Genomic DNA, 15,244 nt, shown 5'->3' with positions numbered 1-15,244 from the left:
GGCGAATCCGAAATTCGCATCACTTGGGAACAGCACAGTGAACGAATTTCGGATTCAAAGCCACACTAGGGTTCGCGACCATATTATGATGAAAACGCCGGAACACCAGCTTTTGAGTTCGCTCGACCAGCGTTCGCGCGATATTTTCCGGCTGATTGTGGAAACCTATCTGAACGATGGCGATCCGCTTGGCTCGCGCAATCTCTCACGACTGCTGCCACACACGCTTTCACCTGCCACGATCCGCAATGTGATGAGCGATCTCGAGCATCTGGGTCTCATTTACGCACCGCATGTCTCAGCCGGACGCCTGCCGACCCAGATCGGGCTACGCTTCTTTGTCGACGCGTTTCTCGAAGTGGGCGATCTGCCGCCGGAGGAACGCTCCTCCATTGAGGCGCAGGTTCGTTCCGCCGGTATGAACAATTCTGTCGAAAGCGTTCTGACCGAAGCAAGTCAGGTTCTTTCAGGTCTGTCGCGCGGCGCGGGCCTCGTGCTTGCCACCAAGGCGGAAGGTGCGCTGAAACACATCGAATTCGTTCGTCTCGAACCGACACGGGCACTAGCTGTTCTTGTCATGCAGAACGGCGATGTCGAAAACCGCGTCGTCAGTCTGCCCGTCGGCATCAGCAATTCGCAGTTGGTCGAGGCATCGAACTTTCTCAACGCGCACATCCATGGCCACACGCTTTCCGAAGCCAAAGCCGAATTGAAAAAGCTGACGGAAGAAACACGGCAGGAACTCGATCAACTATCGCAGGAACTTGTTGCCCAAGGGCTGGCGGTCTGGAGCGGGGCTGGAACGGATCAACCGGCGCGGCTGATCGTTCGCGGTCGCGCCAATCTTCTGGAAAACATCCATGCGCAGGAAGATATCGAGCGCCTGCGCCATCTGTTCGATGATCTTGAGACCAAGGATGGCATGGTCCAGCTTCTCGATCTCGCCGAAGCCGGTTCGGGTGTCCGCATCTTCATTGGTTCGGAGAACAAGCTTTTCTCCCTTTCCGGCTCATCGCTGGTGGTCGCCCCCTATCGCGACAGCGAACAAAGGGTTATTGGTGCTCTAGGAGTCATTGGGCCCACACGGCTCAACTATGCGCGGATCGTTCCCATGGTGGACTACACCGCTCAGATCGTTTCCCGGCTCCTGCGGTAATTGTGAGATTTGCCGGGACAAACCAAGTCCCTGAAAATAGACCTTGATTTTACTGGCATGAAACTCGATATCCGCCCCAGAAGATATTCAAGACGGAAGTAGCATTATGGCTGACGAAAAAAACAAATCCCAGAAACCCGATCTTGAGCAGCGCGACATCAACAATCCCCGGGATCGTGAGGCGCTGAACCGAGCTGCCGACGATTTTCTGAAAGCGCGCAAGGCTGAAGCTCGTGCGGAAGTTGCCGAAGACGAAGCCGAAGCGGCAGTAGATGAAACCGCAAACCGGATCGCGATGCTCGAAGCTGACAATGGCGAGCTGAAGGATCAGCTCCTGCGTGCTGCAGCCGAGATGGAAAACCTTCGCAAGCGCACCCAGCGCGATGTACAGGATGCGCGCACCTATGCCGTGACCAACTTCGCTCGCGACATGCTGTCGGTCTCTGACAATCTCCGCCGCGCGCTCGACGCTATTCCTGCTGATGCTCTGGCGACCGATGCCAGCCTGAAGTCGCTCGCAGACGGCGTCGAAATGACCGAACGCGCCATGCTGCAGGCTCTGGAGCGTCACGGCGTCAAGAAACTTGAACCGGAAGGCGAGAAGTTCGATCCGAACTTCCATCAGGCCATGTTCGAAGTGCCTAATCCGGATTTGCCGAACAACACCGTCGTGCAGGTCGTGCAAGATGGTTACGCCATCGGCGACCGTGTTCTGCGCCCGGCCATGGTCGGTGTGTCCAAAGGCGGCCCGAAGGCGACTGCCGACAATGGCGCTTCCGAAGGCAATGGCTGATTATTTCAGCAATAACGGATGAGTATTGGAGCGGCGGCTTTGTCTGCCGCTCTTTTCATATCTGCAGTCCAGTTTGCGATAGAGCACATTTCGATCTGACTGGATCGGATCAGCGGTCTAACCTATTCTATTTTAATCATAATCTTATCGATCCTCGTTTCACTCCGGTCGGATTATGCTCTAATGTGCATATTGCTATTGGCGCGAACCGGTGAAAAATTGTCACCGGAAGTGTGGAGGAGAGCTGCAGCGTGACGATTCCTGAGTTTTTGAACTTCGCAGGCGTTTTCGTTTTCGCTGCGACCGGCGCTCTTGCAGCATCGCGACGCCAGCTCGATATCATCGGTTTTCTGTTCCTTGCCAATATCACCGGTATTGGCGGCGGAACGTTCCGCGATCTCGTCCTTGGTGCACCGGTTTTCTGGGTTGTCGAGCCGACTTATCTGCTGGCGGGTACGCTGGCGGCTATCTTTGTCTATTTCACCGCGCACATGGTCGAGTCGCGCTATCGCGTCCTGCTCTGGCTCGATGCCATTGGTATGGCCGCCTATACCGTAATAGGTGCAGCCAAGGGACTGGCGCTCGGTTTCGGACCATCCGTCGCCATTGTGACCGGCATTTCAACAGCCACTCTGGGCGGCATATTGCGCGATATGGTGGCGGGCGAGCCTTCCGTGTTAATGCGTCGCGAAATCTATGTCACGGCTTCGCTTGCCGGTGCGTGTCTCTATGTCCTGCTTGCCTGGTTGCAGGTCGAGCCAGCTATATGTGCGATTGCAGCGGCTCTGACCGCGTTTCTCATTCGCGGCGGCGCACTTTATTTCGGCTGGACATTGCCCGTCTATAAAAGCCGCCCCGGACGCACTGAAGAAGAGCTTCAGCGCGACCGGATCATCAGGCCGGAATAAATCTTAAACAAGGCCAGCCTGACCTGCAGCAGCCTGCAGGCTGAGCTGCGGACGCGGCCCCATCTGCTGGATAATAAGCCCCGCCGCCAATGAACCAAGACGGGCGCAATCTTCCAGTGAACGCTCGTTCGTATAACCGTAAAGGAAACCAGCTGCGTAGAGATCGCCTGCGCCGGTCGTATCGACCAGCGCGTCGATTTCAATGGCTGGGACAGTCAAGGTCTGGTCAGGTGTGACGACGACCGCACCTTTTTCCGAACGGGTGATGATCGAAAGCGCGCAGTCCATGCGCATGGAGGCAATCGCCGTTTCAAGCGACTTCGTCTTATAGAGCGACTTGGCCTCATCCTCATTGGCGAAAACGATATCGACAGTGCGTGAGCGCATGAGTTCCAGAAACTCTTCGCGATACCGATCGACACAAAACGGATCGGAAAGCGTCATCGCCATCTGGCGCTTCTTTTCGTGCGCGATCTTCGATGCCATGACGATGGCTTCCTTCGCGCGCGGCGGGTCCCACAGATAGCCTTCGAAATAGGTCACCTTCGCATCGGACACCTTGGAGGTTTCGACATCTTCCGGTCCGAGTTCCACGCAGGCACCGAGATAGGTGTTCATCGAGCGTTCGCCATCCGGCGTCACGAAAATCATAGAGCGAGCGGTCGGCGACCCTTTTTCCAGCGGGCGGGTGTCGAATGCAACGCCTTGCGCGCGGATATCATGCGCGAAAACACGGCCCAGGTGATCGGTCGCAACCTTGCCGAAATAGGCTGAGCGTCCACCAAGGCTCGCGACGCCGGCTGCCGTATTTCCGGCACTGCCACCCGACATTTCTGTTGCCGGACCTGCAATCCGGCCGTAGAGCAATTCAGCACGCTCTGCATCGATCAGGTTCATCGCGCCTTTGACGATTCCATTCGTTTCCAGAAAAGAGTCGTCAGTGCGCGAAAGAATATCGACAATGGCATTGCCGATGCAAAGAACGTCGAATGTGGCCATGAGCGCGAGAAGCTCCCCTTTTGATTAGTCTCCTATCCGGCAAAACAGATCGTCATCGGAAAAGTCGCTATGCACTTTTCCGCGACATGCGTCGGGCCGGATATGCGGCAGTCATGTGGGTGCCGGTTTAGCGGTTTGAAACCCCTTTGGCTACCCTGCAAGCCTCCCGCATTGTGGGTAGTACAGCTTGCGCCAAGATGAAGGCATACCTATTTCCATCTTCGTCCACAGTCGGAATTGGGTCGAAAATGATCTTAGATGCTGCATTGAAAGCTCTGAAACGCCTGACCACGCCAGAATTGCGTGCAGTTTTCTGGAAGACCCTCGGTTTGACGCTGTTGCTGCTGATCGGTCTTTGGGCGGCAGTTCGTCAAATCTTTTTTACTTTTGCCTGGCCGTGGATGGAGCAAATACTGCCCGGCATGCCGGAATGGGCGGGCTGGTTTGGTATCGTTGCCGCTATTGTCGCAGGCCTTGGTCTGGCGCTTGTTCTCGCATTGATGATCGCACCTGTCACTGCACTTGTGGCAGGTCTCTTTCTCGATGACGTCGCCGAAGTGGTCGAACGCGAAGACTATCCGAACGATCCACCCGGTACGCCTTTGCCGACCGGCCGCTCTATCGTTGTTTCGCTGAAATTCCTCGGTATCGTCATCCTCGGCAACATCGTCGCCCTGTTCATGCTGTTCATACCCGGCGTCAATCTGATCGCCTTCTTCGTCATCAATGCCTATCTGCTCGGGCGGGAATTCTTCGAGTTTGCCGCTATGCGTTATCATTCCGAAGCCGAGGCCAAGGCGCTACGGTCACTTTATAGCGTAACCGTCTTTCTGGCCGGGCTGCTGATTGCAGGCTTCATGGCTATCCCCATCGTCAATCTGCTGACACCGCTTTTCGCGGCAACGATGATGGTCCATCTGCACAAGGCTGTCTCGCAACGCGAAGCCCGGCTCACGCCTGCGGCGGCAAGGGGATAAGCGGCGCAGGAATGTCGCAGGTTTTCGCCGGATATTTGCAGATATCGGCAATCACACATTTCTCGCATTCCGGCTTGCGCGCTTTGCACACGTAACGCCCATGCAAGATCAGCCAGTGATGCGCATGAAGCATGTATTCTGTAGGGATAACCCGGACGAGAATGGCTTCCACGGCCTCTGGCGTTTTTCCCGGCGCAAGACCAATCCGATTGCCAATGCGCAGGATATGCGTGTCCACCGCCATTGTCGGCTGGCCGAAAGCCATATTCAGCACCACATTGGCCGTCTTGCGGCCAACACCCGGCAGCTTTACCAGCTCGTCCCGGTCCCCCGGCACTTCTCCGTCATGATCGCGGATCAAGGCTTCGGACAGGAGAATGACGTTCTTTGCCTTGTTCCGCCAAAGACCAATGGTGCGAATGTGGTCGCCGACTTTCTCTTCGCCCAGCGCCAGCATCTTCTGCGGCGTATCGGCAATTGTGAAGAGCCCGCGTGTCGCCTTGTTGACCCCGGCATCGGTGGCTTGTGCCGACAAGACCACCGCCACAAGAAGCGTAAAAGCATTCACATGCTCAAGCTCGCCCTTCGGCTCCGGCCGCTGAATCGAAAAACGGCGAAATATCTCATGAATTTCGTCTGCTGTATAAAGCGTACCACGTATCCGACGTTGAGGGCGGGCGGCGGGAGAAGCGTTCACAGGCGATTTGATTTTGGCCTTTTCCATTCCGCCTCTATAATAGTTTCTTGATCGACAAAACAATCAGCAGCTTGACGCAGGCCCATAAAGGCCGCCGACACAGCAGCCAGATGACCTGAATGCTATGCATCACCCAGACGGCGCAGAACCTGACCGGTTCGACAAACCCATTTTCGAAGCTCTCCTCACCCCCTATCGTTCGCTGGGACGCACGGGCTTCACCATATTGATGGGCGCTCTGATCGGCTGCTGGATGTTCGTCGGTATTCTTTTCTGGTCCATCGGCGCATGGCCGATCTTCGGATTTTTCGGTCTCGATGTACTGCTGATCTATCTGGCTTTTCGCTGGAATTACCGCGCAGCCCGTGCCCGCGAGGAAATTTCCATGTCGCGTTCCGCCCTGTATATTCGCAAATATGCAGCGTCCGGCAAGATGACTGCACATCGTTTCAATCCATTCTGGACGCGATTCAAGGTTGCCCGAAAGCCGGATATCGGAATTACCGGTATGAGCGTCGAAAGCCGTGAAGCGAGTGTCGTGATCGGAAACTTCCTCTCCCCGGATGATCGCGAAAGCTTTGCCACAGCTTTCGGCGCAGCGCTTTCAGAAGCACGACGATAGCAACACCCCCATATTGCCGGGTATCCTGCACCTCTCCTTCGTTTTAAGTTGAAACGAAGGAATCCGGATTGGCCCTTGAAGTCAGGCTTTTCACAAGCCATATCAGTTAGCGAGGAGATACGCCGTAAGGGTTCTCTTCATGACGGTCGCTTCTCATCGAGGACTGATGCAATGACAAGAATGACACCGTTTTCGAGCCCTTTGCTGCTCGGATTCGACACGATGGAAAAAACGCTGGAACGGATCGCAAAATCCGGCGACGGTTATCCGCCCTACAATATTGAACGCCTGCGCGGCGAGACGGGTTCCGAACGTCTGCGCATCACTTTGGCGGTGGCCGGTTTTGCCAGCGAAGACCTCGAAGTCATGACGGAAGACAATCAGCTTGTCATCCGCGGACGCCAGACCGACGATACCGAACGGGAATTTCTGCATCGTGGCATCGCTGCCCGACAGTTCCAGCGCGTTTTCGTCCTGGCAGACGGTATGCGGGTTCTCGGTTGCGACCTGAAAAACGGCCTTTTGGCCATCGATCTCGACCGTCCAGAACCCGAACGGCTGGTTAAACGAATCAGCATAGCGGTGAAAGACTGAGCTTGTTCAGTTTTTGTTCAGCACAGTACCGCTATATTGAGAATGTGAAGCTCTGATGCGGCATGGTCGCAAATGACATGCCGACGAAATGGAGGCTAAGACCATGAACAGACATATATTCACCGAAAATGAATTCGCCCATCTCGGCGAAGGTGAAGTTGCCTATGTGCGCAAGATCCGTTCAGATGACCTTGCCCGCAGCTTCCCTGCCCTCCCACCGATAGAGCCGGGCCTTGAACTCTGGGCGCTTTTTGGCGCCAGCGGTGAGCCAATCGTGCTCTCCGATGTCCGCGCCACCGCGCTACAAGGCGCGCAAGACCATGAACTGCGCACGGTAATGCTGCACTAAGGATAGACGCGATACCGGTCATCGTCGGTATCGCGCTTCCGTATGAAATCAGTAAGGAAGATCGTGGCGCATACAAATGCCGCAAGTCGTCTTGAGGCAAAAAAATATGCTTCTGCTCGGACTGTTTTCCCTTCCCTGCCAATTCGTTTCTGCGAGCAAACAAACAAAACCGCCGTTCAAGCCGAACGGCGGTTTTGTCTACGAGAAACTATTTGAACTCAGGCGGCGTTGGAAGCAGGCTGAGCTGTCAGGAATGAATAGAGCGCCTGCGCGTCATGTGTGCCGCGCAATTTGGCAACCGTATCGGCATCGCGCAGCATACGGGCGATGCGCGAGAGTGCCTTCAGGTGATCCGCGCCGGCATTCTCCGGCGCGAGAAGCAGAAAAACAAGATCGACGGGTTGATCGTCCAGCGCCTCGAAATCAACCGGGGTTTCCAGACGAGCGAAGATTCCGGCTATTTTGTTGATGTTCGCCAGCTTGCCGTGCGGAATGGCAACGCCATTGCCCACCCCGGTAGAACCGAGGCGCTCACGCTGGAGAATTGTTTCGAAAACTTCACGCTCAGGGAGACCGGTCAGTTCCGCAGCCTTTTCAGACAGAATCTGCAAAAGCTGTTTTTTGGAGCTGGCTTTCAGCGCCGGGATAATCGCCCCAGGCTGAATCAGATCACTAAGATCCATTCTCTCCGTTCCTTCTTCAATCAGGCCTTTGCGGCCCGGTTTTGGGAAGCGCACGCGGCCGCCTAATCGCGATCCGCTGCGTGCGCTTCAGGTTTGCCGTCAGGCGCGTGGCGCGGCCTGGCGGGTGACCATCGATGGATCGACCCAGCCGATATTGCCGTCCGCGCGACGGTAGACGATGTTAACTTCATCATTGCCGGCATTACGGAATACCAGAACCGGATTTTCGATCAGATCCAGTTCCACGACCGCCGACGCCACCGACATGGTGCGCAGGGCGACGGACGATTCCGCAACAATTGTCGGCGCGTAATCCGCCGGAAGATCCTCCTCTTCCTCCGACAGCGGTGCCATAACACGATATGCAACGTCATCATAGATCGCATCTGGCTGCGTAGCCGGGCGCGATTTCAGACGACGCTTATAGCGGCGAAGGCGGGTTTCGATCTTGTCCGCGGCCGCTTCAAAAGCCAGCTGCGGATCCTGCGCGTCGCCAGTGCTTTGCAGAGTTGCACCACTATCGAGGTGCAAGGTGCAATCCGCACTGTAACGCGAACCGGACTTGGTGACCGTAACCTGTCCGGAAAAGCCATGATCGAAATATTTGCCGACTGCTTCATTCACCCGATCAATGATCCGGGTTGTGAAAGCTTCACCGACGTCCATATGCTTTCCAGATACACGCAGAGTCATTTGGCACACCTCATTTGCGTTACACCACAGGACTCAGTCTAATCACAAGGCGAGCGAAGCGCAAAGCGAACCAGCATCAAAGATGCTTTTCGTCCTGTGCGTTTTCCAACTAAATTCATGGTGCATGCACACTTCCCAGGCGCACTTTGCGACGAGGCGTTGAAACACCTTCCGAAAAGCCGTCGAAATCGTGACTGCTCCAATCAATAGCCCCTTTACGGGATGGTTGCCGCACATTGCTCTTTTAAGTAACGCCCCAGTAGCTGGTCCGCTGCCCGGTTTTCCCGGCCCGGTTTTCCCGGAACGCCACATTGCCCTTCCTTCAAACATATGGACAACCGCAATTTCTTCCAGAAATTACAGCGATATTATCGGACGTTGTCTGCAAAACGCATTCGGCGGAAACATCCAACCCATGTCTTCATCCCCAAACCGGTTCTACTTTGAGGAGACATGCTTCAATTCTGCTTTGGCGTATTTTCGATCGTAGAAACACAAGCGCTTCTGCTGACATCTCGCCAATTCACGCTGACGATTTATCAGGAAGCCCTGGAAATGAGGGCGTCCAGATACGTGCCGCAACGCGAGCCGGGCTTCTATTGGGTGAAATGGCGCTTGTCAATTGGTCCTCCTGCCAGTTGGTCCTCTTGCAATGCTGATCTTTCCACAAATCGAGATCGAATTTTTCTGAAAGAGCAGCGCTACAGATCCAAAATTTTAGAGCATTCCTCCCTATTCGAATACGGGAATGAGGCCCTAGAGGTACAATCGGTAGTTTAAAGCGGTCCCTTCCCAGCGCAATCTGTGGAACCATTTTGGCTAGAGCGAAATGCGCTCACATTCGTTCGCGCTTCCGCTCTATGTGGTTTGTATTACCGCATTTATGCAACGTCAGGTGATTCCACCTGACTGCAAAATGCTTTAGGCAATCAGGAAGCTGACAATCTTGCCTTCTTTTCACGCCTGCGCTGAACCGATGAAGCAATATTCATCGATTCCCGATATTTTGCGACCGTTCTTCGCGCGATATCCACACCGTCCTTCTTCAGAGCATCGACGATAGCATCATCGGACAGCACGTCGTCGGGCTTTTCGGCGTCGATCATCTGCCGAATACGATGGCGCACGCTCTCCGACGAATGAGCGTCGCCGCCTTCGGAAGAAGCAATGGAGGCCGTAAAGAAATAGCGCAGTTCAAACACGCCACGCGGCGTGGCCATGAATTTATTCGCCGTCACTCGGCTGATGGTCGATTCATGCATACCGACCGCGTCGGCAACCGTGCGCAGGTTGAGCGGCTTCAAGTGGGTCACGCCGTGGCGCAGAAAGCCGTCCTGCTGCCGGACGATTTCCTGCGTTACCTTGAGAATGGTGCGCGCACGCTGGTCGAGACTGCGTACGAGCCAGTTCGCGGTCTGCATGCAATCCGAGAGAAATGCTTTTTCTTCGGCTTTGACCGAGATGCTTACCTCAGCATAATATTCATTGTTGACGATAAGACGTGGCATTGCGGCTGCGTTGAGTTCAATAGTCCAGCCACCGTCACGCGACGGTGTAACCAGCGCGTCCGGCACGATGGCATCGGCCACGGAGATTTCGAACAAAGCACCGGGCTTTGGATCGAGCATACGGATTTCGGTCAGCATATCGAGAATATCGGCCTGATCGACACCGCACAGCTTCTTGAGCGTCGCGAAATCCCGCCGTGCAAGAAGGTCGAGATTGTCGATCAACGCCTCCATGGCCGGATCGAACCGATCCTTGAGACGCAGCTGTATCGCTAGACACTCCCGCAGATCACGGGCAAAAAGGCCTGCCGGATCAAAGCCTTGCATCACTCCAAGAACACGCTCGATCTCGACGGTTTCCACGCCAAGATTCTGGGCCAGACCGACAATATCGACACGCAGATAGCCGCTCTCGTCCAGTGCATCGGCGAGCGCCGTCGCAATGAACCGGTCCGCCGCTTTGGAAAAAGTCAGCGCGATCTGTTCCGCCACGTGCTCGCTCAATGAAATCCGGCTGGCCGTAACCTGATCGATGTCGTAACTGCCACCTGAAACATATCCGTCACCGACGGACGATTTCCATTGCGCTGCAAGATCCGGACCGATCTCGTCGAAGCGACCCGGATCATCCGGAAAGATATTTTCAAGTGAACTGTCGAAGGTGGATGAGAGATTTTCGGCATTATCCGAAGCGCCTGTTTTGAACCAGTCGCCATCCGACAAGTCATCCGACGCCGCATCCTCTCCGCCGGTTTCAGCACTATCTCGTGCGGGTTCAACGCCCGAAAAATCATCATTCGCTGCCTCAATTCGATCCAACAGCGGATTTTTTTCAATTTCAATGTCGAGAAATTGTTCCAGCTCCACATGCGTCATCTGCAGCAGCTTGATCGACTGCATCAGCTGGGGGGTCATCACCAGCGATTGCGATTGACGGAAATCGAGCTTGGGCGACAGAGCCATGCGACGCGTTATTCTCCCCCGTTAAACCCTGTCAATAACCGCGGAACACATGGTCAACGCGTGAGATATCCTTGACAGCAATCTGGCCTTCAGACGGCACTCATCGACATGGGACCTGAGTCCATACAGAGGAATAAACCGTGCGCTCGCAGCCGTTTCAGGCTGAAAGCGTATTTGAATGAAAACTGGTATGAACCTTGCTTGTCAATTCAGAATGTGCGGTTTGGGGACAAAATGGGAAATAGTCGCGGTTCAGCGGCACTTTCTGTAACTTTGTGCAGAACATAACAGGCTCAAACCGATGACTGGTCAGAATGCAGGCATTTCCATAGGAGCCTGAGACGATATGAAAATGCCGAATATTAAAGTGTGAATTGGTCGCCGAGATAAAGCCGGCGCACGTCGGGATTGGCGACGATTTCGGCAGGACGACCATGTGTCAGCACCTGACCGGCGTGAATGATGTAGGCGCGATCGATAAGGCCCAGCGTTTCACGCACATTATGGTCGGTAATCAGAACGCCGATGCCGCGGCTTGTCAGATGGCGAACGAGTTGCTGGATATCCGAAACGGCAATCGGATCGACACCAGCAAAAGGCTCATCGAGCAGCATGAAGTTTGGGCGCGATGCCAGCGCACGCGCAATTTCGAGACGACGGCGTTCGCCGCCGGACAGCGAAATGGCAGGCGCCTTGCGCAGATGAGCGATGTGAAATTCTTCCAACAAGGCATCCAGCTCGGAAGCGCGTTTGGAGCGATCTTTCTCCACAACTTCCAGCACAGCCTTGATGTTGTTTTCCACCGAAAGGCCACGGAAAATGGATGCTTCCTGCGGCAGATAGCCGATGCCAAGACGGGAACGGCGATACATCGGCATAGACGTGACGTCGAAACCGTCGATCTCGATGGAACCGGCATCAGCCGGAACGAGGCCTGTCACCATATAGAAGCAAGTGGTCTTGCCTGCGCCGTTCGGCCCCAGAATACCGACAGCTTCGCCAGCACGCACACCGAACGACACGCCATTGACGACCTGCCGGCCGCGATAGCTCTTGCAGAGGCCGCGCGCCACGAGCGTCCCTTTGAGACGCGTCGACTTACCCGGCTGGCCGGGCATAGCGCCCGCGACATCGGATGGTGCGTTCACATTTTTCGATGCGTCTTGCGGCCCGTCGGCCTTCTTGTTCCAGAACAATCCCACGCCTGCTCCGGTCAGTTCTGCTTGGGCGCAGCACCGCCCTGCTGTTGATCTTTCGGGGCCATGATGATCGACACGCGACCCTTGGTCTGGCCCTTGCAGCTTTCGACATTGGCGCGGCCCGTATCGAGATGCGCCGTCAGCTTGCAACCGGTCACGACATTGTCGCCATCGGTCAGAACCACTTTCTGCCCCTGAAGAACCATAACCTGGTTTTTCGCATCATAACGCCCGGTATCACCAGTTGCGACCTGCGTCCCGGACTTGAGATAGACTTTCCCCGAAATGTCGATGTGATCGATGCTCGATGAATCGAGGCCGCCCACGCCAGCACTTGTCGGTTCCGGGGCCGGTGCTTCGCCGTCATTCTTGGCCTTATTGTAATAGACTGTCATCTGGCCTGCCTTCAGCAGGGCGTCGCCCTGCGAAACGGCAACATTACCGGTGAATATGGCAATGCCTTCCTTGTCGCGCATTTCCAGCTTGTCAGCGTCGATCTTGACGGGCGCCTTGCTGTTGGAAAGCTTCAGGCCGTTCACGGCTGCGCCTTCCTGCGCCAGTGAAACTGTCGGAGCCGCGACAATGCCGAGCGCCAGAACTGCAAATCCCATCCGCAAAGTGCGGGCCATCGTACCCTTGTTCATCTTGCCCGTCTCGCGTTCCATATAATTTCAGCTCCCCGAAGCATTCGACCATCCCTGGGTCGACATGCGGTCAGACGCAACATTAAGCACTTTGCGGCCAAATGGGAACATTCAGCATCGCAAAATGCGATCAAAAAAGCGGCTTAGAGCCTGTACCATTCCGATTGCATCAGAATCACGCTCTAACAATCTGTTTTCGAGCACATTTCGGTCCGAGGACCGGCTTCAGAATGTACTCAACCGCGTCGCACAGATATAAATCGGTCCGAACGCTTCCCCTGTCCTCAAATCAGGCGCCCTTTTCAGGGAGCCTTGTTGGGCGAAACAACGCTGCCGTCAACAGTCATTCGAACCTTGTTCTCGAAAATCAGAACCTTGCCGTTGTCCTTGACCTGCATGCTGTCGGCCAGAATATGCGTGCTGCCGCTGCGGATATCCACGGGCTTGTCAGTGGTGATCTGCCCGCTCTTGAGATTTACGTCCGCAGAGCGCAGCACCGCACGTAAACCGTCGTCTGTCGTAACAGTAAAGTCCTTATCAAGTTGCAAACGCCCATTGGCATTGTCGTAAACACCGGACGTTGCCTCGACCTTGGCCGTGCCCTTGTCACCAACCGGCAGCTCTGCGGAAATGCCTTCAAGCGAAATCGCACCGCTGTTCTTTGCATCCTGCGTCGCCTTGGAAGCAGTCATCGAATAGGGACGGTTATCCTTGGTATAACCATTCAGGTGCGGGCTCGTCATGACGAGCTTTCCGCTTTCGCCGCCATTGTTCACTTCGACCTTAACGGGCGCGTTCGGCGTCGCAAGGAACGTATACCAAGAGAATACCGCTCCTACGATGATTGCGGCGACAGGGAGAGCTGTCTTCAGAACGCGAACGCGGATCGAATGGCGCTGTGCAGCATGAAAAAGCGTCTCGGCCTTCTCCGACGCACCAAAATGCATGCCACCCGTGCCGCGACCTTGAGCGGTCGCGTTCTGCGGCGCATGGCTATCTGTGGTGTCGGCGGTCATGTGGCGTTCAATTCCTCAACGGCTTTCGTAAAACTCGATAATCAGCGCGTGTGTGTCGCGCTTTTTCATTTCAATAAGGTTTATTTGGGGTGAAATAATCGGTCGCTCAATAGCTTTATACCGCGCAAAATACCGCACCCGCCTCGCAAACAGCAAGCAGGAACGGCCTATGCCTTTGATAATTCAGCCCAATTGACACCCCACCGAATTAAGCAGGATGCTATTCAACTCTTTGATACCACAAAACTCGGTCAAATTACAGCTGTGCGTAATGCAACCGCCAAAGCTGATCTGGCAACGAACATAAGAATCTCGGGCAGCTTCATTACAATATGTATTTCAGGCACTATCTCTAACCAGACCTATTTTTCGAAGATACTTGCCGCGTGCCCTCATTCGGGGCACAAGGTGAACTGTCGAGCGCAAGCCGCGCGATTTGAACGAACGGATGGACGGGAATGGCTCAAGACGCCGAAGCAATTATCGAACGCCGGAAATTGCGCAGAAAGCTGACGATCTGGCGTGGGGCCTTCCTGCTTCTGATCGCCGCCCTGATTGCCGTCTTCGCTTCATGGTCCATGCGCGGCACCAACTTCAACCAGCCGCACATTGCCAAGGTTCGTATCGAAGGCACCATCTTCGAGAATGAGGAATTGCTGAAGCGTCTCGACAAGATCGCCAAGGATGACGCCGTCAAAGGTGTGATTCTAGTTCTCGATTCGCCCGGTGGAACGACGGTGGGCGGCGAAGCGATTTTCGAAGCCGTGCGCAAGATTGCCGAGAAAAAGCCGGTCGTCACGCAGGTAGGAACCCTTGCCGCTTCCGCCGGTTACATGATTGCCAGCGCTTCGGACCACATCGTGGCACGACAGACATCCATCGTCGGCTCGATTGGTGTCCTGTTCCAGTATCCAGATGTTTCGAAGCTTCTCGATACGATCGGTGTGAAGGTCGAAACCATCAAATCCTCACCACTCAAGGCGGAACCCAATTATTTCAGCCCGGCCAGCGAAGAAGCCAAGGGCATGATCCGCAATATGATCATGGATTCCTATGCGTGGTTCGTGGACATTGTCGAAAAACGCCGTTCGTTCACACATGAACAGGCACTGGCCCTCGCCAATGGCGCGGTTTTTACAGGGCGACAGGCACTCGATAAAAAATTGATCGACGGATTGGGCGGTGAAGAGGAAGCTGTCGCCTGGCTTGCGAGCAAGGGGCTTTCCAAAGATTTGCCGCGTCTGGAATGGAAGCCGGTCAGCAATGAAACGGGTTTCTCGCTGCGCGATCTTATCATTCATGCCGGTGCACGCCTTCTTGGCGTGCCGCAGGAAGCAGACGGCATGTTGAAGCAGATCGCCAAGGAACGCATCTTTCTTGACGGACTTCTCTCGGTTTGGCACGTTGACGGTACGCCTGAAGCGAATTGACGCCAGCCAGGTA

At 55.1% G+C, this 15,244-nt stretch carries 16 protein-coding genes; 8 read left to right on the top strand and 8 right to left on the bottom strand.

Translation table 11 applies throughout. The annotated features are described in order from the left end of the window. Window positions 1-85 precede the first annotated feature (85 nt). The 3 genes from hrcA (at window position 86) to AAE521_RS16435 (ending at window position 2,857) form a co-directional block, all read left to right on the top strand. Complete coding sequence (gene hrcA / locus AAE521_RS16445) at window positions 86-1,156, top strand: heat-inducible transcriptional repressor HrcA (protein ID WP_071633166.1); 1,071 nt, start codon at window positions 86-88, stop codon at window positions 1,154-1,156. A gap of 106 nt (window positions 1,157-1,262) precedes the next feature. Next, window positions 1,263-1,949 (top strand): nucleotide exchange factor GrpE, encoded by a 687-nt coding sequence (gene grpE / locus AAE521_RS16440; RefSeq protein ID WP_071633165.1) that lies wholly within the window; start codon window positions 1,263-1,265, stop codon window positions 1,947-1,949. Window positions 1,950-2,200: 251 nt separating this feature from the next. Then, window positions 2,201-2,857 (top strand): trimeric intracellular cation channel family protein, encoded by a 657-nt coding sequence (locus AAE521_RS16435; protein ID WP_010658012.1) that lies wholly within the window; start codon window positions 2,201-2,203, stop codon window positions 2,855-2,857. A gap of 3 nt (window positions 2,858-2,860) precedes the next feature. Here the strand turns inward: AAE521_RS16435 and AAE521_RS16430 are convergent, their stop codons facing one another. Continuing rightward, window positions 2,861-3,856 carry an adenosine kinase gene (locus AAE521_RS16430; protein WP_010658011.1) on the bottom strand — a complete coding sequence of 332 codons (996 nt, stop codon included), beginning with the start codon at window positions 3,854-3,856 and terminating at the stop codon, window positions 2,861-2,863. 248 nt (window positions 3,857-4,104) lie between these two features. Here AAE521_RS16430 and AAE521_RS16425 point away from each other — a divergent pair, with 248 nt between their 5' ends. Then, complete coding sequence (locus AAE521_RS16425; RefSeq protein ID WP_342061864.1) at window positions 4,105-4,833, top strand: sulfate transporter family protein; 729 nt, start codon at window positions 4,105-4,107, stop codon at window positions 4,831-4,833. Here the strand turns inward: AAE521_RS16425 and nth are convergent. Continuing rightward, a complete protein-coding gene (nth, locus tag AAE521_RS16420; protein ID WP_342061863.1) occupies window positions 4,808-5,557 on the bottom strand; it encodes an endonuclease III in 750 nt (249 codons plus the stop codon). The genes AAE521_RS16425 and nth overlap by 26 nt on opposite strands. A 97-nt stretch (window positions 5,558-5,654) precedes the next feature. On the opposite strand from nth, the gene AAE521_RS16415 reads away from it, so the two are divergent. The 3 genes from AAE521_RS16415 to AAE521_RS16405 all read left to right on the top strand — a co-directional run bounded on the left by AAE521_RS16415 (window position 5,655) and on the right by AAE521_RS16405 (window position 7,095). Next, the gene (locus AAE521_RS16415) at window positions 5,655-6,152 is read left to right on the top strand and encodes a DUF2244 domain-containing protein (protein WP_342061862.1); all 498 of its coding nucleotides are present in this window, start codon (window positions 5,655-5,657) and stop codon (window positions 6,150-6,152) included. A gap of 171 nt (window positions 6,153-6,323) precedes the next feature. Then, window positions 6,324-6,746 carry an Hsp20 family protein gene (locus AAE521_RS16410; RefSeq protein ID WP_010658007.1) on the top strand — a complete coding sequence of 141 codons (423 nt, stop codon included), beginning with the start codon at window positions 6,324-6,326 and terminating at the stop codon, window positions 6,744-6,746. A gap of 103 nt (window positions 6,747-6,849) precedes the next feature. Next, on the top strand, window positions 6,850-7,095 hold the full coding sequence (locus AAE521_RS16405; RefSeq protein WP_010658006.1) for a BQ00720 family protein: 246 nt from the start codon (window positions 6,850-6,852) through the stop codon (window positions 7,093-7,095). Between the two features lie 218 nt (window positions 7,096-7,313). On the opposite strand, the gene ptsN is transcribed toward AAE521_RS16405, so the two are convergent. The 6 genes from ptsN to lptC form a co-directional block, all read right to left on the bottom strand. Further along, window positions 7,314-7,778, bottom strand: a complete 465-nt coding sequence (gene ptsN / locus AAE521_RS16400) for a PTS IIA-like nitrogen regulatory protein PtsN (RefSeq protein WP_006465889.1) — start codon at window positions 7,776-7,778, stop codon at window positions 7,314-7,316. Window positions 7,779-7,877: 99 nt separating this feature from the next. Further along, window positions 7,878-8,471, bottom strand: coding sequence for a ribosome hibernation-promoting factor, HPF/YfiA family (hpf, locus tag AAE521_RS16395; protein WP_010658005.1), 594 nt, complete (start codon window positions 8,469-8,471; stop codon window positions 7,878-7,880). A 929-nt stretch (window positions 8,472-9,400) separates the two neighbouring features. Then, window positions 9,401-10,942 (bottom strand): RNA polymerase factor sigma-54, encoded by a 1,542-nt coding sequence (gene rpoN / locus AAE521_RS16390; protein WP_342061861.1) that lies wholly within the window; start codon window positions 10,940-10,942, stop codon window positions 9,401-9,403. A gap of 362 nt (window positions 10,943-11,304) precedes the next feature. Beyond that, complete coding sequence (gene lptB, locus AAE521_RS16385; protein ID WP_374864420.1) at window positions 11,305-12,144, bottom strand: LPS export ABC transporter ATP-binding protein; 840 nt, start codon at window positions 12,142-12,144, stop codon at window positions 11,305-11,307. An 11-nt stretch (window positions 12,145-12,155) separates the two neighbouring features. Further along, window positions 12,156-12,806, bottom strand: a complete 651-nt coding sequence (locus AAE521_RS16380; protein ID WP_342061860.1) for an LptA/OstA family protein — start codon at window positions 12,804-12,806, stop codon at window positions 12,156-12,158. Window positions 12,807-13,087: 281 nt separating this feature from the next. After that, the gene (gene lptC / locus AAE521_RS16375) at window positions 13,088-13,801 is read right to left on the bottom strand and encodes an LPS export ABC transporter periplasmic protein LptC (protein ID WP_342061859.1); all 714 of its coding nucleotides are present in this window, start codon (window positions 13,799-13,801) and stop codon (window positions 13,088-13,090) included. 458 nt (window positions 13,802-14,259) lie between these two features. Between lptC and sppA the strand changes: the two genes are divergently transcribed. Further along, the gene (gene sppA / locus AAE521_RS16370) at window positions 14,260-15,231 is read left to right on the top strand and encodes a signal peptide peptidase SppA (protein WP_071633159.1); all 972 of its coding nucleotides are present in this window, start codon (window positions 14,260-14,262) and stop codon (window positions 15,229-15,231) included. Window positions 15,232-15,244: the final 13 nt, after the last annotated feature.

The sequence above is a fragment of the Brucella cytisi genome (assembly GCF_038433355.1).
Lineage (GTDB): Bacteria > Pseudomonadota > Alphaproteobacteria > Rhizobiales > Rhizobiaceae > Brucella > Brucella cytisi.
The sequence above is the reverse complement of the archived record's forward strand: the minus strand, read 5'-3'. Positions and strand labels throughout refer to the sequence as shown.